Below are 20,986 nucleotides of genomic sequence, written 5' to 3'. Positions count from 1 at the left end.
TTACTGCTTTTTGCTATCATTAAAAACCATTATTTACTCATACTATGAATGCTGTAGTATGAAAGGGGTTGTTTAGATGGGCAGAAGAAGAAGAGGGATTATGTCAAGCCAATTTAAAGAAGAGCTTGCCAAAGATCTTGGTTTCTATGATGTTGTTCAAAAAGAGGGTTGGGGCGGCATCCGGGCGAAGGATGCAGGGAATATGGTTAAACGCGCCTTAGAGCTTGCAGAAGCACAGCTGGCTGGTAAAGGCCGGCAGTCTTAACTCAAAATCAAAACGCACTTCCGCTTGTAATTTAAACGAATCACTGCTGCAGCAAGGCCAGGGGGAACTTTTCCTCTGGCTTTTAAATTTCGCTATAAAACCCCAATGCGCTTGCGCTTTACTAGTCGTTTTGTGGTAAAATAGGACAAAATGTGGATTGCGGAATATTGCACTATATAGAAGTAGGTGGACCTATTGAAGCTTTTAGTCAAAGCACCGGCTAAAATCAATTTAGCACTAGATGTTTTACATAAACGTTCCGACGGCTATCACGAGGTTGAAATGATCATGACAACCATTGATTTAGCCGATAGGGTGGAACTGACCTTATTAAATCAAGATCAAATACATATTGTTTCCCATAATCGTTATGTACCGGATGATCAGCGAAACTTAGCCTATCAAGCAGCACAGCTGTTAAAAAACCGTTTCCAGGTAAAAAAAGGTGTCATGATTGCCATCGAAAAAACCATTCCTGTTGCGGCTGGACTTGCGGGCGGGAGCAGTGATGCCGCTGCTACTTTACGGGGCTTGAATAAACTATGGGATCTCGGCTTGTCACTAGGTGAATTAGCAGAGCTCGGGAGCGAAATTGGTTCAGATGTGTCCTTTTGTGTTTATGGGGGCACTGCGTTAGCGAAAGGCAGGGGCGAAATGATTACCGAACTGCCGCCGCCGCCGACGTGCTGGGTAATTCTCGCTAAACCCTTTATCGGAGTTTCGACTGCTGAGGTCTATCGACGCTTAGATATCAACAGAATGAGTCATCCCGATATTGAACAAATGGTCGAGGCGATTAACAGCCGTGACTATCAAAAGGTTTGTCAAAATGTAGGGAATGTGTTAGAGGATGTTACCTTAAATCTTCATCCAGAAGTGGCGCAGATAAAGGAGCAAATGAAGCGTTTTGGAGCGGACGCCGTCTTAATGAGCGGCAGCGGGCCAACCGTTTTTGGAATTGTCCAGCATGATTCGAGAATGCATCGAATCTATAACGGCCTTCGAGGATTTTGTGACCAGGTGTTCGCTGTCAGGATGCTTGGAGAACGGCACTCACTCGATTAAATCCGAACATTATTGGTATTTCTATGGCAAACACTTGATTAAAAACGTACAATAATGATATCCTTTAATTAGAATATTCGGCTTTTGGGGGTTTGTTATGAAATTTCGCCGCAGTGAACGTTTGATTGATATGACCAACTATTTATTGGACCATCCTCGCCAATTGGTACCGCTAACGTATTTTGCTGAGCGCTATGCTTCAGCTAAGTCTTCTATCAGTGAGGATTTAGCCATCGTCAAGGAAACCTTTGAACAAAGGGGAATCGGAACGCTGCAAACCGTGCCCGGGGCCGCTGGCGGGGTTAAATTTATTGTAAAAGTAAGTAAAGAAGAAGCACAGCCATTCATGAATGAGCTATGTGACTTAATTGCTAATCCTGATAGGCTCTTGCCTGGAGGGTATTTATATTTAACGGATATTTTAGGAAATCCATCCGTTGTGCAGCAGGCCGGGCGAATTATTGCCTCAGCCTATGCAGATGCCAAAATTGATGTGGTGATGACTGTTGCCACTAAAGGAATTCCGCTGGCCTATGCAGTAGCCAGTCAATTGAATGTTCCGGTAGTTATTGTCCGAAGGGACAGTAAAGTAACTGAAGGGCCAACCGTCAGCATTAATTATGTGTCCGGGTCAGCCAAGCGCATCCAAACTATGGTCTTGTCAAAACGAAGCATGAAGGAAGGATCGCGTGTTCTTATTGTTGATGATTTTATGAAAGCAGGCGGTACTGTCATGGGGATGATCAGTATCATTGAGGAATTCAATTCCCAAGTCGCGGGTATTGCTGTTTTAGTCGAAGCGGAAAAAATTGAAGAGCGGTTGGTTGATGAATATATTTCGCTTGTCCAACTATCTGATGTGGATGTAAAAGAAAAAAGGATTAATGTCCAAATAGGTAATTATTTTAATAAACAGGGGGAGATCGAATGAAAGTAGTTCAAACAAATCAAGCGCCAGCAGCTATCGGGCCATATTCACAAGGAATCATTGTCAACAATTTATTCTATAGCTCAGGACAAATTCCGCTAACAGCAGAAGGAACTCTGGTGACTGGAGACATTAAAGAACAAACCCATCAGGTTTTCCGCAATTTGCAGGCTGTGCTTGAAGAAGCTGGGGCATCCTTTGAAACGGTCGTAAAAGCTACTGTATTTATTAAAAATATGGACGAATTCGCGGCAGTTAACGACGTTTATGGGGAATATTTCTCCACGCATAAACCGGCCCGTTCCTGTGTAGAGGTCGCCCGTTTGCCAAAAGATGTGTTAGTTGAGATTGAAGTAGTAGCGCTCGTGAAATAAACGGGCGTTTTTTTGTGTCTTCATTTTACAAAAGTTCACAATTTCGTCCTATTTTTTAAAAAAATTTTGAAAATAAAGAAGGAATAAGCAAATTATTTGTTGAATTTATTAAACTAGCTTTTTATCATTAGAAAAAGGGTGTGAGCACATGGAAGTAACTGACGTAAGATTACGCCGGGTTAATACGGATGGAAGAATGAGAGCGATTGCATCAATCACATTGGACAATGAATTTGTTGTTCATGACATTCGTGTTATTGACGGGAACAACGGTTTATTTGTAGCTATGCCAAGTAAACGTACTCCTGATGGAGAATTTCGTGATATTGCGCATCCAATCAATTCAGGAACACGCGGTAAAATCCAAGAAGCTGTATTGGCTGAGTACCACCGTTTAGGTGAATTGGAAGTAGAATTTGAAGAAGCCGGAGCTTCCTAAAGATTATTACAACTAGGGCCTTTCTTCTAAGTAAGGCTCTTTTTTATGGTTTTTAAAAACCCACGAAACTTTCTTCTGTCCTCTACTAAAAAAACTCAAAATTACAATAATAGACACATTTCCTTCATTCCTTGAAAAGCCGCCCCATTTACGTTAATATTTTTAGTGGATAAAAAGGTTAAATTGGAGGACTTTGAACATGCCCAATCGTTATGCTGTGATTTTGGCCGCAGGACAAGGAACGCGGATGAAATCTAAGCTTTATAAAGTATTACACCCAGTTTGCGGTAAACCGATGGTCGAGCATGTGGTTGACCAAGTGGAAAAGCTGAATGTCCAAGAAATGGTCACCATCATTGGACACGGAGCGGAAATGGTGCAGGGCCAATTAGGCAGCAGGAGCTATTATGCACTTCAGGAGCAGCAGCTAGGAACAGCACATGCGGTCATGCAGGCTGCCGGAATGCTGGAAGGAAAAGAAGGCGTTACCATTGTTGTTTGCGGCGATACCCCGTTAATTAAAGCCGAAACGATGGAGTCCCTATTTAAACACCATGAAGAATTAAAGGCAAAAGCGACCATCCTTACGGCAAGAATTGATGATCCAACAGGATACGGCCGAATTATTCGCAATGAAAAAGGCCTTGTCGAGAAAATTGTCGAACATAAAGATGCTACAGAAGATGAGCGCAAAGTAAATGAAATCAATACAGGAACCTACTGTTTTGATAATGCTGCCCTTTTTGAAGCATTAAAAAATGTTTCTAATGACAATGTACAAGGAGAATACTATTTACCAGATGTCATTGAAATTTTGAAAAAACAAGGTGAAATTGTTACAGCCTTTCAAACAAATACGATAGAAGAAACCCTGGGCGTCAATGACCGGGTAGCTTTATCAGAGGCAGAGCGAATCATGCGAACACGTTTGAATGAGGCGCATATGCGAAACGGAGTAACAATCATTGACCCATCTAACACCTACATTGGAACGGATGTTGAAATCGGTCAAGATACTGTCATTTATCCTGGAACCATTTTAACAGGAAAAACCATTATTGGTGCGGAATGTCATATTGGACCAAACACAGAAATTGACACGTGTGAAGTTGGGGATGAAACAGTCATCCGTCAATCAGCTGCCTTTAAAAGCTCAATTGGTTCCCACGTCAATATCGGACCATTTGCTCACATTCGCCCTGAGTCAAATATTGATGATGATGTGAAAATTGGAAACTTCGTCGAAATTAAGAAAGCTGTATTCGGAAAAGGAAGCAAAGCCTCACACTTAAGCTATATCGGGGATGCCGAAGTCGGTAGTGATGTAAACATCGGCTGCGGATCGATTACAGTGAATTACGACGGTAAAAATAAATTTTTAACCAAAATTGAAGATGGAGTCTTTATTGGCTGCAACTCCAATCTTGTTGCCCCTGTCACTATTGGAAAGGGCGCTTATGTAGCTGCCGGATCCACAATTACAAAAGACGTACCTGGCGAGGCTTTGTCCATTGCCCGTGCCAAACAAGTGAATAAAGAAAATTACGTTGCAAAGCTTAATCTAAAGAAATAAGCGAATGATTTCAGGAGGGCCTCATGTCAAATCAATATTTAGATCCAAATTTAAAGGTATTCAGTTTAAATTCAAATCTCCCGCTTGCAAGAGAAATTGCCAAAGTAATTGGTGTCGAGCTTGGAAAGAGCTCGGTAACCAGATTCAGTGATGGAGAAATTCAAATCAATATTGAGGAAAGTATCCGCGGCTGTGATGTGTATGTCATTCAGTCTACAAGCTCGCCTGTGAATGAAAATATCATGGAATTGTTAATCATGATTGATGCCTTAAAGAGAGCTTCAGCAAAAACGATTAATATTGTAATGCCTTATTATGGCTATGCACGTCAGGATCGTAAAGCGCGCTCCCGTGAACCAATCACAGCGAAGCTTGTGGCAAACCTGCTTGAGACAGCTGGCGCGACACGTGTGCTTTGTTTAGATTTGCATGCACCGCAAATTCAAGGGTTCTTCGATATTCCTATTGACCACTTGATGGGTGTGCCTATTTTAGCTGATTATTTTTCAAATAAACAATTAAACGGTGATATTGTTGTTGTTTCTCCAGACCATGGCGGGGTTACAAGAGCAAGAAAAATGGCTGAACGCCTGAAAGCACCAATTGCGATTATTGATAAGCGCCGTCCAAGGCCGAATGTGGCTGAGGTTATGAATATCGTTGGTAATATTGAAGGCAAAGTAGCGATATTAATTGATGATATCATTGATACAGCAGGAACGATCACATTGGCAGCTAACGCATTAGTAGAGAATGGTGCATTAGAAGTATATGCATGCTGTACACATCCAGTTCTTTCAGGACCGGCGATTGAAAGAATCCAAAATTCAAAAATTAAGGAATTAGTGGTGACTAACTCTATTGCTCTTTCAGAAGAGAAAAAGACGGATAAAATCATTAATTTATCTGTCGCACCATTAATTGGAGAAGCGATTATCCGCATCCACGAAGAACAATCTGTAAGTACCCTATTTGATTAATAGGCCATATTAGGATCTGACTTTTTAGGTCAGGTCCTTCTTCGCTATAAGTGTTATTTTTTGAAAGGCCGTGTTAATGTCATTCTTGATTTTTAAACCCTGTTGATTGGAGCGGAAGGCACGAAGACTCCTGCGGGAGTACGGGGCAGGGGGGACCCCACAGGCGCTTAAGCGCCGAGGAGGCTCCCCAGCGCGCCCGCGAACCGCTCGTGCCTGGGAGCGGAAATCAATAGGCAAGTTTAACACAGCCTTTTGTAAAAAAAATGTTTAGTCCTTCCTATTTTGGGGCAATTTTATATAGAATGTTTTATTCAAAATAGGAAGGTGACAATACATGAGTACTGTTTTACAAGCAAAAGAGCGGAAAGAACTCCGCCATTCGGCATTACGAAAAATCAGAGATAATGGGAATATTCCTGCTGTCATCTATGGAGCAAGAGTGGATAGCAAGCCGGTCTATATCAGTTCAGCTGATTTAACAAAGACAATCCGCGCTGTCGGACGTAATGGGGTCATTTCACTTGATGTTGACGGCAGCAAACAGGATGTTATCTTAACCGATTATCAAGAGGATTTTATTAAAAAAGAAATTCTTCATGTTGATTTCTTAGCCGTAGATAAATCATCCAAGATCAACGTTAATGTAAGACTTGCTCTTGTAGGTGAGGCAATCGGAGTGAAGGACGGCGGTGTCCTTCAGCAGCCGCTTCATGAAATTTCGATTACGGCAACCCCAGATAATATTCCACAGCAAATTGAAGTCGATATCACGAACCTTCAGGTCGGCGAAAACATAACGGTTGGCGACATTCCATCAGGTGGTGCTTTCAGCATTAACCACGAGGATGAGGAAGTCGTTGCTTCTATCCTGCCGCCTAAGGCCGAAGAGGAAATTGATGCTGGGGAGCAGCAAGAAGGCGGCCACCCTGATAATGAAGAAGGAAGAGAAACAACACCAGTCGGTGGAGAATAGAAACAAAGACGTAACCTATCTTGGTTACGTCTTTATCGCATTTCCATAGAAAATATATTATATTATGGGAGATAGCTATGTTCCGAAATTTTTTTAAAAGGTTGGCTAAACCAAAAGAGGAGGGAACGCCTATGAAATTAATAGTTGGTTTAGGAAACCCGGGGAAACAGTATGACCAAACAAGGCATAATATCGGTTTTGAAGTCATAGATGCCTTATCGAGTCAAATGAATATACCGCTTAATCAATCCAAATTTAAAGGATTATATGGGATTGGTTTTCATAAAGGAGAGAAGATTCTTCTCTTAAAACCTCTTACATACATGAATTTATCTGGAGAGTCGATCAGAGCTGTAATGGACTATTACCAAATTGAGTTAGAAGATCTGCTAGTTATCTATGATGATCTCGATTTGCCCGTCGGAAAGATCAGACTGCGTCAAAAGGGAAGTCCCGGCGGACATAACGGAATTAAATCAACCGTCGCACACCTTGGAACACAGCAGTTCAACCGGATTCGAATTGGAATTGACCGCCCTGAGCCGGGAATGAGCGTGCCGGATTATGTTTTAGGACGTTTCCGTCAGGATGAAAGGCCTTTGACACAAGAAGCTGTGAAAAAAAGTTCTGAAGCCTGTGAAGTCTGGCTGGAGAAGCCTTTCTTACAGGTAATGAATGAATATAATCAGTAAGTATTCATGATACAGGCTAAAATGACATACAATAAAGTGCATAAGAAACTAGTTGAATAAGTTCCTCCTATCAGGTTAATACTAGAAGGGAATCGTAGATTAGGGAGGGACAGGCGTGGCCATCCATTACCATTGTCGTCATTGCGGTACGAACCTTGGTTCCATTGAAAAAGCATCGGTCCATTCAGAAAGCCTTGGTCTTCATAAATTAACGGATCAGGAAAGAATAGATATGGTTGCTTATGACTCATCAGGTGATATCCATATCACGGCCATCTGTGAAGATTGTCAGGAAGCTTTGGAACGGAATCCAGACTACCACCAATACGATTACCTTATTCATTAACCAGCTTTGGATGCTATTCCAAAGCGTTTTTCTATTTATATTTTTCTAGATATTTAAAAAATATACGTGTTTAAGAAAGGAGGAGAAACCTTGAACGGTTTAAAGTCATTATTCCTGAAGCAGGAGGATGTACACTCCATCATAGTCGGTGTGCAAGAGGGCTTAAGGGAACAGCTAATTGCCGGATTATCAGGCTCGTCTAGGACAGTCCTTACGGCTTCGGTCTATGAACAAATGAAAAGGCCGATTATGCTCGTCACCCACAATCTATTACAAGCCCAAAAACTCTATGATGATATTGTAAATCTACTAAGTGAAAAAGAAGTGTTTCTTTTTCCGGCTAATGAATTGATTGCCGCTGAAATGAGTATTGCCAGTCCAGAATTAAAGGCGCAGCGAATTGAAGCCTTAAATCACTGGAGCAAGCAGCAGCAAGGCATATTAATTGTCCCAATTTCCGGATTAAAGAAGATCCTTCCTCCAAAATCGTTATGGAAGGAATACCAGCTTTCTTTAAAAATTGGCGAAGATTTAAATATTGATAAAATGTTAAATACCTTTGTCCAAATGGGCTATGTTCGGACTGAAATGGTCACGACACCAGGGGAATTCAGCGTTAGAGGCGGAATTATTGATATCTATCCGCTTACTGAAACGAACCCGCTCCGAATTGAATTATTTGATACAGAGGTAGATTCGATTCGCTATTTCTCTTTGGAGGATCAGCGTTCCAAAGAGAAGGTTTCGGAGATTATGATTGGCCCGGCAACGGAGGTATTGCTTAAAGCGGAGGATTATAGCCGAATGATCGGCAAGCTGGAGGATGGTTTATCCAAAAGTCTTAAAAAATTAAAAGATGATAAAGCGAAAATCCAGTTATCACAAAATATCAGTTTCGAACTGGAGCAATTGAAAAATGGCCATAAGCCTGATCAAGTCTTTAAATACCTCTCGCTGGCATATGAAAGGCCTAGTAGTTTACTAGACTACCTGCCAAGTAATGGATTGGTGTTTATTGATGAAATCAGTCGTGTTCAAGAGATGAACGACTCCCTTATAAAAGAGGAAGCTGAATGGTATACCTCTCTGCTTAGTGAAGGCCAAATCATTCATGATTTACATATTTCCCATGATTTGCAGTCGATGCTGCAAAAAAAGGAATTTCCAATCCTGTACATGTCCCTGTTTTTACGACATGTAGCCAATACGAGTCCGCAGAATATTATTAATATCTCTTGCAAGCAAATGCAAAATTTCCATGGACAAATGCATGTGTTAAAGGCAGAGATTGATCGTTGGAAAAAAGGCAATTATTCTATTTTATTTTTAGGACCAGACGAAGAACGGGTCAAAAAGCTTGAGCGGGTGCTAGAGGATTATGAAATTGAGGCCAGCATTATAAAGGGAGGCCAGCAGCTGCTCCCTGGCAAAGTTCAGATTATGAAAGGAAACCTGCAAACAGGTTTTGAGCTTTCTATTCAAAAAATTGCCGTCATCACAGAAGAAGAGCTGTTTAACAAACGGGTGAAAAAATCAGCCAGCCGTCAAAAGCTATCAAATGCTGAAAGAATCAAGAGTTACTCAGAGCTTAGAATTGGCGATTATGTTGTTCACGTCAATCACGGAATTGGCAAGTATTTGGGAATTGAAACGCTGGTCATCAACGGAATTCATAAGGATTATCTCCATATTCGTTATCAGGGGACCGATAAACTCTATGTTCCGGTAGAACAAATCGACCAGGTCATGAAGTATGTCGGCTCAGAAGGAAAAGAACCGAAAATCTATAAACTGGGCGGCACGGATTGGAAAAAGGTTAAGAAAAAGGTTCAATCCTCTGTTCAGGATATCGCCGACGATTTAATTAAGCTGTATGCGGAAAGAGAAGCGGCCGTTGGCTATGCTTTTACACCGGATGGTGATATGCAGAGAGAATTTGAAACCTCCTTTGCGTATCAGGAAACGGAAGACCAATTGCGCTCGATTCATGAAATTAAAAAGGATATGGAACGTGGACGGCCAATGGACCGCTTATTGTGCGGGGATGTTGGCTATGGAAAAACAGAGGTTGCCATCCGTGCCGCTTTTAAAGCCATTGCAGATGGCAAGCAGGTTGCGTTCCTTGTGCCGACAACGATTTTGGCGCAACAGCATTTTGAAACACTCCGAGAAAGATTTCAAGACTATCCGATTAATATTGGCCTGTTAAGCCGTTTCCGCTCGAAAAAACAACAAACCGATACTATTAAAGGTCTAAAGGCCGGTTCATGTGATATTGTCGTCGGAACCCATCGCCTGTTATCGAAGGATATTGTCTATCGAGATTTAGGGCTGTTAATTATTGACGAGGAACAACGATTTGGTGTTACTCATAAGGAAAAAATTAAGAAGTTAAAAACCAACGTTGATGTCCTTACGTTAACGGCAACGCCAATCCCAAGGACGCTGCATATGTCGATGCTTGGAGTCCGCGACTTATCGGTGATCGAGACACCTCCGGAGAATCGATTCCCTGTCCAGACTTATGTTATGGAGTACAATGGATCATTGGTGAGAGAGGCAATCGAAAGAGAACTAGCCCGTGACGGACAAGTCTACTTTTTATATAACCGGGTGGAAGACATTGAGCGGAAGGCAGAGGAAATTTCCATGCTTGTCCCAGATGCACGCGTTACCTATGCACATGGCCAGATGACGGAAAATGAATTGGAATCGGTGATGATTAGTTTCTTAGCCGGGGAGTTTGACGTTCTGGTCAGTACGACCATCATTGAGACAGGGGTCGATATTCCAAATGTGAATACGTTGATTGTCTTTGATGCCGACCGCATGGGGCTGTCCCAGCTTTATCAGCTTCGCGGCCGTGTCGGCAGGTCAAACCGCGTTGCCTATGCCTACTTTACGTACCGCAAGGATAAGGTACTGACGGAAGTGGCTGAAAAACGCCTGCAAGCAATTAAAGAATTTACCGAGTTAGGTTCTGGCTTTAAAATCGCGATGCGCGATTTATCCATCCGCGGGGCCGGTAATTTATTAGGCGCCCAGCAGCATGGCTTCATTGATTCGGTTGGGTTTGACTTGTATTCACAAATGCTGAAGGAAGCGATTGAGGAGCGTAAAGGCGACCTGGTTTCCGCAGAGGTAAAAACAAATGTAGAAATCGATCTTGAGATTGATGCTTACATTCCGGATACGTATATTAAGGATGGCCATCAAAAGATTGAGATGTATAAGCGATTTAGAGGCGCCCAGGCGCTTGAGGATATTGAAGAGCTACAGTCGGAAATGCAGGACCGTTTCGGTGAATATCCGGATGAGGTTTCCTACCTTTTCCAAATTGCTGAAATGAAGATCTATGCTGCGCTAAGCGGAGTCGAGCAAATCAAACAGGTTAAACAAGACGTAACCATATTAATCAACGAAAAGGTTACCAACACCATTGATGGAAGCAAACTTTTCAGAATCGCTAATCAATTCGGCCGAAATGTCACACCGGGAATGGAAGGCCAAAAATTAAAAATAATGATCAAGACGAAAGAATATGAAACTGCCGAGTGGCTGAACATTGCTTTTGAAATGATAAAGGCCATTCCCACTGCTAAAAGAGAACAGGAAAATCAGGTGAATTAAAAAGAGTCCTCATGGATTGTCCATGAGGACAAAAATCCTGATGGAGAAGTGGAAAACTGTCCTCATGGAGCGTTAATGAGGACAAAAATCATGATGGAGAAGCAGAACTTGTCCTCATGGAGCGTTCATGAGGACAAAAATCATGATGGAGAAGCAGAACTTGTCCTCATGGAGCGTTCATGAGAACAAAAATCCTGATGGAGAAGCAGAACTTGTCCTCATGGAGCGTTCATGAGGACAAAAATCATGATGGAGAATGGAAAACTGTCTTCATGGAGCGTTCATGAGAACAAAAATCCTGATGGAGAAACAGAACCTGTCCTCATGGAGCGTTCATGAGGACAAAACCAAGTTAAAAAGGCAAAACCTGTCCTCATAAAACACTTGGAAACCCAAACCCCAAAAAGGCCTCTTAAATCAGGACCTATTTTTACCATTTAATACAATTTCTCTTATTCTCATCCTATTCTCTTTGGGAAAATTTCCTGTAAATGTGAAATTTATATGTCGAGTGTGTATAGAACTTTCCAGTTGAAAGATACTAAGTTCAAAGTTGGTGATGATTGCTATTAAAGGAAACACAGTCAATCACCAAGTTGAAAAATCATCAGATGAAAGTGAGGCAACATTGGATGAAAGCAACTGGAATAGTTCGTCGAATCGATGATTTGGGTCGTGTTGTAATTCCTAAAGAAATACGCAGAACCCTGCGTATCCGTGAAGGGGATCCGTTAGAGATCTTTGTTGATCGGGACGGAGAAGTCATATTAAAGAAGTATTCACCAATCAGCGAATTAAGCGATTTTGCCAAAGAATATGCAGAAGCCCTATTTGATAGCCTCGGTAACCCAATTTTAATTTGTGATAGAGACGCCTTCATTGCAGTAGCAGGCGGTTCCAAAAAGGATTATTTAAATAAGAATATTAGTGATTTAGTTGAAAAAACAATGGAAGAACGTAATTCAGTCCTGGTTAACCAGCAAGGTGAAATTGCTCTGGCCGATGGCAATGATGAAACTGTATCATCGTATACCATTGGACCGATTATTGCAAATGGGGATCCAATTGGAGCGGTCATTATCTACTCCAAAGAAGGCTCCCTTGGTGAAGTAGAACAAAAAGCTGTAGAAACAGCAGCAGGTTTCCTGGCAAGACAAATGGAGTCATAATATTTTCATTTAAAAAGGCAGCATCGGCTGTCTTTTTTATTTAATTAGAAAGTATAAATTTCGACTTCGAGAATTGTCCAGCTCCAGCGCCTAGCCCCTCGAGGTTCCTGGTCGTGGCTGACCACTAAGGAAATCTCCTTAGAGTGATCATCGCAGGAACAAGCTCTGCTTGTTCCGAAGGCGCTTCCGCTTTTCTTATAAGCGATAAAACAAGCATCACTATGCTATAATAACCTCGAGTTTACATAGTAGGTGAAAAAATGCAAAAGACTCATAACCCTTCAAAGACTTTATTTAGAGGAGCCTTTATCTTAACCCTTGCAGCCATCATAACCAAAATACTCAGCGCGTTTTACCGGATTCCATTTCAAAACATTGTCGGTGATATTGGTTTTTACATATACCAGCAAGTGTACCCGTTTTATGGGATTGCCATGGTCCTGTCAACTACAGGCTTTCCCGTTGTGATCTCGAAGCTTTATGCAGAACAAAAAGCAAAAGGGGACGATCAAAAATCTCGCCTCCTTCTGCTTGTATCGTTTATTTATTTACAGTTATTCGGCTTTGTCTGCTTTCTTGTCCTATATTTTGGGGCGAATCAAATCGCCTTGTGGATGAATGATCCTCATTTATCCATCCTTTTAAGGGTAGTCGCGATTGTCTTTTTAACCTTTCCATTTGTTTCGCTCCTCAGGGGCTATTATCAAGGAATCGGCGACATGGTGCCGACGGCTCTATCCCAGGTAGGAGAACAAACAACTAGGGTGCTTACGATTATCCTTTTATCGTATTTGTTTATGCAAAAAGGATCCTCACTTTACCTTGTTGGCGGCGGAGCGATGTTTGGCTCTATTACAGGGAGTCTGATCTCAGCGATTATTCTGTTTATGTTCTTATGGATTCGTAAAGAATGGAAATGGGTAGCACCCAAAAAGGCAATATTCCAAAGCTATACGGAGGATGCGAAACAGATTTTTAAGTCGCTCGTTTTTCAGGGTCTGACCATCTGCCTGAGCGGAATGCTGCTAATATTTCTCCAATTAGGCGACTCTTTGAATCTGTTTTCTTTGCTTACTTCTAGTGGAATCGAGCAGGATATCGCAAAAGGCTTAAAAGGAGTATTTGACCGCGGTCAGCCATTAATTCAACTGGGGACAACTGTAGCTACCGCGATGTCGTTAACATTGGTTCCCTTGATCACTAAGGAGCGAATGGCGCACAAACCCCAATTTTTATATCATAAAATAAAACTGGCCATCAAGGTTAGCATTGTCATTGGTCTTGGCGCCTCTGCCGGATTATGGGCTATCATCGAACCGACAAACACCATGCTGTTTGAGAATGAAGCGGGTTCATCTGTCTTAGGAATTCTAGGTTTTGTGATTTTGTTTACTTCGATTATTCTAACGCTGATTGCCATCATGCAGGGGCTGGGAAATCTTATTTTTCCGGCATTAGCTGTCCTATGTGCGTTTCCATTGAAGTATTTCCTTAACATTATTTTCGTCCCGAAGTTTGCAACAATGGGAGCGGCATTTTCTTCCTTGATTACCTTAGCCATTATAAGTGTACTATTGTTTATGAGATTAAAAAAAATGGTCAAAATCCCGTTGTTTAACACTCATTTTTTAGGAACTGTACTAGCGGCAACGGTTCTGATGGTTCTTTTTTTAAAGGGCTATTTAATTGTATCAGGTTTCATTTTCAGCCCATTGGACTTGGGTCGGATTGGAGCTGCTTTTCAAGCAATCAGCTCTGCCTGTTTCGGCGGCTTGCTGTTTTTACTGATTATTATTAGAGGAAGCGTGTTTCATGAAGAAGAACTCTCCTTATTTCCATTGGGAAGTAAGCTCATTCATATAATGGTTCGAAAGGATAGAAGATAAAATGGTGAAAAAAATTGAAGTTTTAGGTTTAGGGGCAGGCGACTTAGAACAGCTGCCAATGGGAATTTATAAAAAATTACTGAATGCCAGCCACCTTTTTTTAAGAACAAAGGAACATCCCGTAGTAAACGAGTTAGAAAAAGAAGGGATGAACTACTCTTCCTTTGATTCCGTTTATGAAAAACATGATCAATTTGAAGCGGTATACCAAGAAATCGCCAGGACTCTTTTGGAAAAGGCACAAACGAAAGAGATTTTTTATGCGGTTCCGGGCCATCCGCTCGTTGCCGAGCAAACAGTTCAGCTTCTTTTAGAAAACGGACCAAAACAAGGGGTGGAAATTATCATCGGCGGCGGTCAAAGCTTTATTGATGCCCTATTTGCTTCGTTAAAAATTGACCCGGTTGATGGATTTCAGCTGCTTGACGGGACGATGCTCCAGGCCAGTCAGCTGAATTTGAACCAGCACATGATGATTAGCCAAGTCTATGATCAATTTGTTGCCTCCGATGTGAAATTAACTTTAATGGAAAAATTACCTGATGATTATGAGGTATGGATTGTGACGGCAGCAGGCAGTAAAGAGGAAGTCATTGAAAAGGTGCCGCTGTATGAGCTTGATCGTAATGTATCGCTCAATAATCTCACCTCTGTCTATGTCCCTCCAGTAAAGGACGAACAAATCTTGTGGAAAAATTTCTCTAAGCTGCGCGAGATTATTGCTGATTTAAGAGGACCGGACGGTTGCCCGTGGGATAAGGAACAAACCCATGATTCCCTGAAAAAATACTTAATTGAAGAAACCTATGAAGTCATCGAGGCAATCAACAACGAAGATATCGACCATCTCGTTGAGGAACTTGGAGATGTTCTCCTTCAAGTAATGCTCCATGCCCAAATTGGTGAGGATGACGGTTATTTTTCCATCGATGATGTAATTGAAGGACTTTCTGCCAAAATGGTCCGCAGGCATCCCCATGTGTTTGGTAATGTAATAGCAGAAAATGCCGAACAGGTGCTACAAAACTGGGAAGATATAAAAAAGAAGGAAAAAGGCGATGTACAATCTTCATTACTAGAAGGTGTTTCAAAATCCCTTCCGAATTTGCTTCAGGCCTACGAATTACAAAAGAAAGCTGCCAAAGTTGGCTTCGACTGGCAGGAGATTTCTCCAGCCTTGGAGAAAGTGAAGGAAGAACTCGAGGAATTTGTAAATGAACTGGATGGAACGGAAGAAGGTCTTATGCGAGCGAAAAAGGAATTTGGCGACTTGTTGTTCGCGTTTGTGAATGTAGCAAGATTTTTAAAGATTCATCCCGAAGAAGCCCTATTTGAAACGAACGAAAAGTTCAAGCGCCGGTTTCAATATGTCGAGGAAATGGTGGAAAAGAGCGGCCGGACGTTTGAAGATCACACGCTGGAAGAGCTGGATCAGTACTGGGATGAAGCAAAGTTAAAAGGATTATAGAATGGGGGACGAAGCATGCGTCTAGATAAGTTTTTAAAAGTTTCAAGATTAATAAAAAGAAGAACATTAGCTAAAGAGGTATCTGACCAAGGCAGAATCGAAGTAAATGGAAAAGAAGCTAAGGCCAGTACCACGGTCAAGGTGGGCGATGAATTAACGATTCGCCTTGGGCAAAGAAAGGTCACAGCAAGAATCGAAAGGATTCAGGAAACCACTCGTAAGGATGAAGCGGCTGAGATGTATACAATCATAAATGAAGAAAGAATCAGTTCCATAGAAAACCCACTGGAGTAGTAATGTTCTAAATCTCTTTTCCCTCACATAAATATGTATCAAAAAGGTTGTACAAATGATTGTGAGGGATGAAGAGTGAGCCAATATTATGATAGCAATCCACAAAAGAGCAGCAATGTTCCTGATCATGATGTGATTATGCGGGGGAGAAAGCTACTTGATATTACCGGTGTTAAACAAGTAGAAAGCTTTGATAATGAGGAATTTTTATTGGAAACGTCGATGGGATTTTTGGCCATTAAAGGGCAGAACCTGCAAATGAAGAATCTTGATGTTGAAAAGGGCATTGTCTCCATCAAGGGGAAGATTTTTGATTTAGTATACTTAGATGAGCAGCACGGGGAGAAAGCTAAAGGCTTCTTTAGCAAGTTATTCCGATGACCCTTTCGACGCAATTTTTAACGATGCTTTCGATGATTGGAATGGGGTCGGTGTTTGGAGCCATGTTTGATACGTATCAGCGTTTTTTAAACCGCCCCAAACAAAAGCGCTGGATTGTTTTTATTAATGATCTATTATTTTGGATGATTCAAGCGATAATTATCTTTTATACCCTATTCCTCGTTAATAATGGAGAATTACGATTTTATATCTTTATTGCGTTAATTTGTGGCTTCGCAGCCTATCAAAGCTTGTTTAAAGGGATCTACCTCCGTTTACTTGAGTTCTTAATTCGAACGATTATTTCCATTGCCAAATTTATTAAACAGACCTTTCATCTCCTTGTGTATAAACCAGTCGTCGGTTTAATCCAACTGGTCATCATCATACTTCTTTCCATTGGCAGGGGGCTTATATCCCTTGTCAAATTTATTTTTAAGATTTTGATGTCCATTGTAAAAATCCTTCTCACTATTTTACAAAAAATATTATTAGTTTTTTGGAAGCTTTTGCCGAAAAGTCTTAAAAAATCCGTCGAGAAGTTATATAATAGAACGGCAGGAAAATTCAAGAAAATCGGGAATTATATTGTAAAGTGGAAAGATAAGTGGAAAAAGAAAAAAGAGTAAGGGGGGAAGGGAATGGGAACGCCAGCCCAAAAAAATGTATCCAAGATTCAGACAACCTATGTTGCCCAGCAGGAGTACGCGGAAATTGCCTCGGCTAGGAAAAAGAAGCAGGTTATTAGACGCCTTTCGGTGTTTTTCATTTTTGCCAGCTTACTATCATACCTGATGATTTCCAGTTTTCTTTCCCAAACTACTAAGCTCGAAGCCAAAATAGCGCAAAAAAAACAGGTGGACAACCAGCTTGCTGGTTTAAAAAAGGAACGGGATAACTTAAAACAGGAAATAATTAATTTAAATGATGATGACTACATTGCTAAATTTGCCAGGAAAGAGTTCTTTTTCTCTAAGGAAAACGAAGTCATCTTTACGATCCCAGATGAAAAGAAGGAAAAATGAACCAATGTGTAGTCTTATTGACACTCAATTTTTTCTTTCTGTATAATATAGAGTAAGATTGATTTTTTAAATTATTAAGGAGGAACATTCTTTTTATGTCAATTGAAGTAGGCAGCAAGTTACAGGGAAAGGTAACAGGGATTACAAATTTCGGAGCGTTTGTGGAGCTGCCGGATGGCTCAACAGGACTCGTCCACATCAGTGAGGTTGCTGACAACTATGTAAAAGATATTAACGACCATCTTAAAGTTGGCGACCAAGTTGAGGTAAAAGTCATCAATGTTGAGAAGGATGGAAAGATTGGCCTATCCATTAAAAAGGCAAAGGATAGACCTGAACAGCCGGAAAGAGAAAGAAGACAACACTCACATTCGCAACGTCCTCGTCAAGGTAGATCAAACGATCGTAACAATGCTAGACCAGAAAACTTTGAAACAAAAATGGCAAAATTTTTAAAAGATAGTGAGGATCGTTTATCTTCCTTAAAGCGCCACACGGAATCCAAGCGTGGAGGAAGAGGAGCTAGACGGGGTTAACTTGCTGCTCGCTTTTTTCGGAAAAAGCAGGTTCCACTGAATATCCAATAGATCAAGACAGGTCTCAAACGACTTGTCTTTTTTGTATTTATTTTAAAGTATCAATTTTGACTTTGAGAATTGTCCAGCTACAGCGCCTAGGGGCTCTTTGGTCTACAGCCAATCCGTCGAGAAGGTTAAAAAGCAACCTTTCCGCCGGCTTGTCTTATGCTTGTCGCCCCTAGGAAAAAATGAACTGCTTTTTTCCCTGGTCAAGGCGCTTCCGCTTTTCTTATTCCGACATTAATTGATTAAAATAGTGAAAACCGTCGAACGATTTTCACTATTCCGTTCACTATTTTGACAATTTTCTGAATCTAGCAAATTTATAATAGACTCCAACGATGAATTAGTAGGGAGTGTGATTTATGGAAAAGCTAGAGCGGAGTTTAATAGAACCAATCGGAGAAGTCAACCTTCATTCATCAAAATGGGACCCTGGGCTTGGAGTCAAAAAAGTTCAATTATTACTAGAGTCCTTTTTTATAAAGAAAGGTTTTCTATTATTAATAGTAGGGTTTTTGCTAGGAAGGGCGCTGATCCTAGCGAAGTTGACCCCATTTTGCCTGCCTTTTTTTGCCTCTGTCTATTTAATTAGAAGGGATCGGGCACCGCTTGCCTTAATTGGGCTGATTGCAGGAGCAGCCACCCTTTCATTAGCTAATGCAGCCTCAACCTTTGCAATCTCAATCCTTTTCCTAGTCATTTATCGGGTCAGCAGGAAATGGCTGACAAATGAAATGAGGGCTTTGCCGCTTTTTGTCGGCATTATTTTAGGAATTGGAAAATTAGCAGAAAGCTTCATCCTCTCAAAGCAATTGACCCTATATGATGCGATGATGGTCGGTGTCCAGGCAAGCCTTGCCTTTATTTTAACCCTGATCTTCTTACAAAGTATCCCGCTCTTGACCTTAAATAAACGCAGACAATTATTAAAAACGGAAGAAATCGTCTGCCTCATCATCATGCTTGCTTCGATTATGACGGGAACCATTGGTTGGAAGCTATATGATTTGTCGATAGAGCATATCATGTCCCGTTATTTGGTATTAGTCTTTTCCTTTATAGCAGGGGCAACCGTTGGCTCAACCGTTGGGGTCGTGACGGGATTAATTTTCAGCCTTGCAAGCGTATCAAGCTTTTATCATATGAGTTTACTGGCCTTTTCTGGTGTTCTGGGCGGATTATTGAAGGAAGGGAAAAAAATCGGTGTTTCGATCGGCTTATTTATTTCTACTCTATTAATCGGTATGTATGGAGAAGGCGGCGGTTCGATCACACAGACAGTTTTAGAGACGTCTGCGGCCGTACTTTTATTTTTGCTAACACCACAAAGTCTGACATCAAGATTAGCAAAATATATTCCGGGAACACCTGAATATACAGCGGAGCAGCAAAAATATATGCGTAAAATGCGTGATGTTACCGCACAGCGGGTCTCGCAGTTTTCAAGTCTATTTCATACGCTGTCGAAAAGTTTTTCACAAACGGAAGTTATACCGAATGAAGATTATGACCAGCGGGAAATGGATTATTTTATGAGTAATGTAACGGAAAAGACATGCCAAACCTGCTTTAAGAAGGAACAATGCTGGGCAAAGAATTTTGCAGGAACTTATTCATATATGGAAGAAATTATCCATGAAATGGACCAAAATGACGGCAATGTTTCTTTAAGACTTTCAAAGGAATGGGAAAAAATATGTTCCCGTCCGAAAAGGGTATACGAAACCATTGGACAAGAGTTAACGTTTTTCCAAGCTAATCAAAAATTAAAAAAGCAGGTGCATGAATCCAGAAAGCTTGTCGCCGACCAATTGCTGGGTGTATCCGAGGTGATGGATAATTTCGCTAAGGAAATTCAGCGCGAAAGGGAAAATCATTATAAACAGGAAGAACAAATCATGGAGGCACTTCAAGGTTTCGGAATCCATATTGAGCAAGTGGAGATTTATAGCCTGGAGCCTGGTAATGTTGATATCGAAATGAGTGTCCCATTCTGTAATGGCCACGGGGAATGTGAAAAGCTGATTGCACCGATGCTATCCGATATTCTGGCAGAAACGATTATCGTCAATAAGGAGGAATGTGCCACCTATCCAAATGAGTTCTGTTACGTTACCTTTAGGTCGTCAAAGGCTTATACAGTTGAAACGGGGGTAGCCCATGCGGCCAAGGATGGCGGCTTAGTTTCTGGTGATAGTTATTCAACCATTGAGCTCGGCTTCGGCAAATATGCAATTGCAATCAGCGATGGCATGGGAAATGGGGAGAGAGCCCATTATGAAAGTAAAGAAACGCTGCAGCTATTACAAAAGATCCTCCAGTCAGGTATTGATGAAAAAGTGGCAATCAAATCGATTAATTCGATCCTCTCACTAAGAACAACAGATGAAATTTTTTCTACCTTGGATTTAGCGATGATTGATTTAAAGAATGCTGCCGCTAAATTCCTTAAAATTGGTTCGACCCCAAGCTTTATTAAAAGGGGTAATAAGATTATTAAGATTCAAGCGAGCAATCTGCCAATCGGGATTCTGCAGGAATTTGAAGTCGATGTTGTCAGCGAGCAATTAAAAGCTGGCGATTTGTTAATTATGATGAGCGATGGGGTGTTCGAGGGGCCGAAGCATGTTGAAAATTATGATTTGTGGATGAAACGAAAATTACATGAATTAGAAACAGAAGATCCGCAAGAAATAGCCGATTTAATTATGGAGGAAGTGATTCGCTCAAGAGCGGGAGTTATTGCTGACGATATGACAGTAACCGTAGCAAAAATAAAACATAATACCCCAAAATGGGCGTCCATCCCGGTTTATAAAAAAAGAAAGCATGCATAAATGTTTATTTTATACAGCACCTTCCAAAATTATGTATAAATCACCCCCACACGGTCGAAAATGGTATCAATACATGTAGT

The 20,986-nt window shown here is 41.2% G+C and carries 20 protein-coding genes; all 20 read left to right on the top strand.

Translation table 11 applies throughout. From position 1 onward, the window contains the following. The first annotated feature begins 76 nt into the window (after window positions 1–76). The 20 genes from LC455_RS29405 to spoIIE all read left to right on the top strand — a co-directional run bounded on the left by LC455_RS29405 (window position 77) and on the right by spoIIE (window position 20,906). Window positions 77–265, top strand: a complete 189-nt coding sequence (locus tag LC455_RS29405) for a small, acid-soluble spore protein, alpha/beta type (RefSeq protein WP_223596397.1) — start codon at window positions 77–79, stop codon at window positions 263–265. Between the two features lie 195 nt (window positions 266–460). Then, window positions 461–1,330 (top strand): 4-(cytidine 5'-diphospho)-2-C-methyl-D-erythritol kinase, encoded by an 870-nt coding sequence (gene ispE, locus LC455_RS29400; protein WP_263297946.1) that lies wholly within the window; start codon window positions 461–463, stop codon window positions 1,328–1,330. Window positions 1,331–1,427: 97 nt separating this feature from the next. Then, the gene (purR, locus tag LC455_RS29395; RefSeq protein WP_223596393.1) at window positions 1,428–2,261 is read left to right on the top strand and encodes a pur operon repressor; all 834 of its coding nucleotides are present in this window, start codon (window positions 1,428–1,430) and stop codon (window positions 2,259–2,261) included. Then, complete coding sequence (ridA, locus tag LC455_RS29390; RefSeq protein WP_223596391.1) at window positions 2,258–2,632, top strand: 2-iminobutanoate/2-iminopropanoate deaminase; 375 nt, start codon at window positions 2,258–2,260, stop codon at window positions 2,630–2,632. The genes purR and ridA overlap by 4 nt, the downstream gene beginning before the upstream one ends. Window positions 2,633–2,780: 148 nt before the next feature. Beyond that, window positions 2,781–3,071, top strand: coding sequence for a septation regulator SpoVG (gene spoVG / locus LC455_RS29385; protein ID WP_003347151.1), 291 nt, complete (start codon window positions 2,781–2,783; stop codon window positions 3,069–3,071). A gap of 199 nt (window positions 3,072–3,270) precedes the next feature. Next, entirely contained in the window at window positions 3,271–4,644 is a 1,374-nt protein-coding gene (glmU, locus tag LC455_RS29380; protein WP_223596389.1) for a bifunctional UDP-N-acetylglucosamine diphosphorylase/glucosamine-1-phosphate N-acetyltransferase GlmU, read from the top strand. Between the two features lie 23 nt (window positions 4,645–4,667). Further along, entirely contained in the window at window positions 4,668–5,624 is a 957-nt protein-coding gene (locus LC455_RS29375) for a ribose-phosphate diphosphokinase (RefSeq protein WP_223596387.1), read from the top strand. Window positions 5,625–5,958: 334 nt separating this feature from the next. After that, on the top strand, window positions 5,959–6,597 hold the full coding sequence (locus LC455_RS29370; protein ID WP_223596385.1) for a 50S ribosomal protein L25/general stress protein Ctc: 639 nt from the start codon (window positions 5,959–5,961) through the stop codon (window positions 6,595–6,597). Window positions 6,598–6,728: 131 nt separating this feature from the next. Then, a complete protein-coding gene (gene pth / locus LC455_RS29365; protein WP_223596383.1) occupies window positions 6,729–7,289 on the top strand; it encodes an aminoacyl-tRNA hydrolase in 561 nt (186 codons plus the stop codon). Between the two features lie 115 nt (window positions 7,290–7,404). Beyond that, window positions 7,405–7,635 carry an anti-sigma-F factor Fin family protein gene (locus LC455_RS29360; protein ID WP_223596381.1) on the top strand — a complete coding sequence of 77 codons (231 nt, stop codon included), beginning with the start codon at window positions 7,405–7,407 and terminating at the stop codon, window positions 7,633–7,635. Window positions 7,636–7,725: 90 nt separating this feature from the next. Further along, a complete protein-coding gene (gene mfd, locus LC455_RS29355; protein WP_223596379.1) occupies window positions 7,726–11,265 on the top strand; it encodes a transcription-repair coupling factor in 3,540 nt (1,179 codons plus the stop codon). A 632-nt stretch (window positions 11,266–11,897) separates the two neighbouring features. After that, the gene (gene spoVT / locus LC455_RS29350; protein ID WP_317851496.1) at window positions 11,898–12,434 is read left to right on the top strand and encodes a stage V sporulation protein T; all 537 of its coding nucleotides are present in this window, start codon (window positions 11,898–11,900) and stop codon (window positions 12,432–12,434) included. A 260-nt stretch (window positions 12,435–12,694) separates the two neighbouring features. Further along, complete coding sequence (locus LC455_RS29345) at window positions 12,695–14,320, top strand: putative polysaccharide biosynthesis protein (protein WP_223596377.1); 1,626 nt, start codon at window positions 12,695–12,697, stop codon at window positions 14,318–14,320. Window position 14,321: 1 nt separating this feature from the next. Next, window positions 14,322–15,788: a nucleoside triphosphate pyrophosphohydrolase gene (gene mazG / locus LC455_RS29340; RefSeq protein WP_223596375.1), complete on the top strand. Its 1,467-nt coding sequence runs from the start codon at window positions 14,322–14,324 to the stop codon at window positions 15,786–15,788. 15 nt (window positions 15,789–15,803) lie between these two features. Continuing rightward, entirely contained in the window at window positions 15,804–16,082 is a 279-nt protein-coding gene (locus LC455_RS29335) for an RNA-binding S4 domain-containing protein (protein ID WP_223596373.1), read from the top strand. 75 nt (window positions 16,083–16,157) lie between these two features. Further along, window positions 16,158–16,463: a sporulation protein YabP gene (yabP, locus tag LC455_RS29330; protein ID WP_223596371.1), complete on the top strand. Its 306-nt coding sequence runs from the start codon at window positions 16,158–16,160 to the stop codon at window positions 16,461–16,463. Further along, on the top strand, window positions 16,460–17,092 hold the full coding sequence (gene yabQ, locus LC455_RS29325) for a spore cortex biosynthesis protein YabQ (RefSeq protein WP_223596369.1): 633 nt from the start codon (window positions 16,460–16,462) through the stop codon (window positions 17,090–17,092). The genes yabP and yabQ overlap by 4 nt, the downstream gene beginning before the upstream one ends. A 12-nt stretch (window positions 17,093–17,104) precedes the next feature. After that, complete coding sequence (locus LC455_RS29320) at window positions 17,105–17,488, top strand: FtsB family cell division protein (RefSeq protein ID WP_223596367.1); 384 nt, start codon at window positions 17,105–17,107, stop codon at window positions 17,486–17,488. 95 nt (window positions 17,489–17,583) lie between these two features. Next, on the top strand, window positions 17,584–18,024 hold the full coding sequence (locus LC455_RS29315) for a S1 domain-containing RNA-binding protein (RefSeq protein ID WP_223596365.1): 441 nt from the start codon (window positions 17,584–17,586) through the stop codon (window positions 18,022–18,024). Window positions 18,025–18,431: 407 nt separating this feature from the next. Next, the gene (gene spoIIE, locus LC455_RS29310; RefSeq protein WP_223596363.1) at window positions 18,432–20,906 is read left to right on the top strand and encodes a stage II sporulation protein E; all 2,475 of its coding nucleotides are present in this window, start codon (window positions 18,432–18,434) and stop codon (window positions 20,904–20,906) included. Window positions 20,907–20,986: the final 80 nt, after the last annotated feature.

The sequence above is a fragment of the Neobacillus bataviensis genome, from assembly GCF_019969725.1.
The sequence above is the reverse complement of the archived record's forward strand: the minus strand, read 5'-3'. Positions and strand labels throughout refer to the sequence as shown.

Coding starts and splice junctions, on each gene's coding strand:
- LC455_RS29405 (WP_223596397.1), top strand. CDS start 77: ATGGGCAGAAGAAGAAGAGGGATTATGTCAAGCCAATTTAAAGAAGAG.
- purR (WP_223596393.1), top strand. CDS start 1,428: ATGAAATTTCGCCGCAGTGAACGTTTGATTGATATGACCAACTATTTA.
- ridA (WP_223596391.1), top strand. CDS start 2,258: ATGAAAGTAGTTCAAACAAATCAAGCGCCAGCAGCTATCGGGCCATAT.
- spoVG (WP_003347151.1), top strand. CDS start 2,781: ATGGAAGTAACTGACGTAAGATTACGCCGGGTTAATACGGATGGAAGA.
- glmU (WP_223596389.1), top strand. CDS start 3,271: ATGCCCAATCGTTATGCTGTGATTTTGGCCGCAGGACAAGGAACGCGG.
- LC455_RS29375 (WP_223596387.1), top strand. CDS start 4,668: ATGTCAAATCAATATTTAGATCCAAATTTAAAGGTATTCAGTTTAAAT.
- LC455_RS29370 (WP_223596385.1), top strand. CDS start 5,959: ATGAGTACTGTTTTACAAGCAAAAGAGCGGAAAGAACTCCGCCATTCG.
- pth (WP_223596383.1), top strand. CDS start 6,729: ATGAAATTAATAGTTGGTTTAGGAAACCCGGGGAAACAGTATGACCAA.
- spoVT (WP_317851496.1), top strand. CDS start 11,898: ATGAAAGCAACTGGAATAGTTCGTCGAATCGATGATTTGGGTCGTGTT.
- LC455_RS29345 (WP_223596377.1), top strand. CDS start 12,695: ATGCAAAAGACTCATAACCCTTCAAAGACTTTATTTAGAGGAGCCTTT.
- mazG (WP_223596375.1), top strand. CDS start 14,322: ATGGTGAAAAAAATTGAAGTTTTAGGTTTAGGGGCAGGCGACTTAGAA.
- LC455_RS29335 (WP_223596373.1), top strand. CDS start 15,804: ATGCGTCTAGATAAGTTTTTAAAAGTTTCAAGATTAATAAAAAGAAGA.
- yabQ (WP_223596369.1), top strand. CDS start 16,460: ATGACCCTTTCGACGCAATTTTTAACGATGCTTTCGATGATTGGAATG.
- LC455_RS29320 (WP_223596367.1), top strand. CDS start 17,105: ATGGGAACGCCAGCCCAAAAAAATGTATCCAAGATTCAGACAACCTAT.
- LC455_RS29315 (WP_223596365.1), top strand. CDS start 17,584: ATGTCAATTGAAGTAGGCAGCAAGTTACAGGGAAAGGTAACAGGGATT.
- spoIIE (WP_223596363.1), top strand. CDS start 18,432: ATGGAAAAGCTAGAGCGGAGTTTAATAGAACCAATCGGAGAAGTCAAC.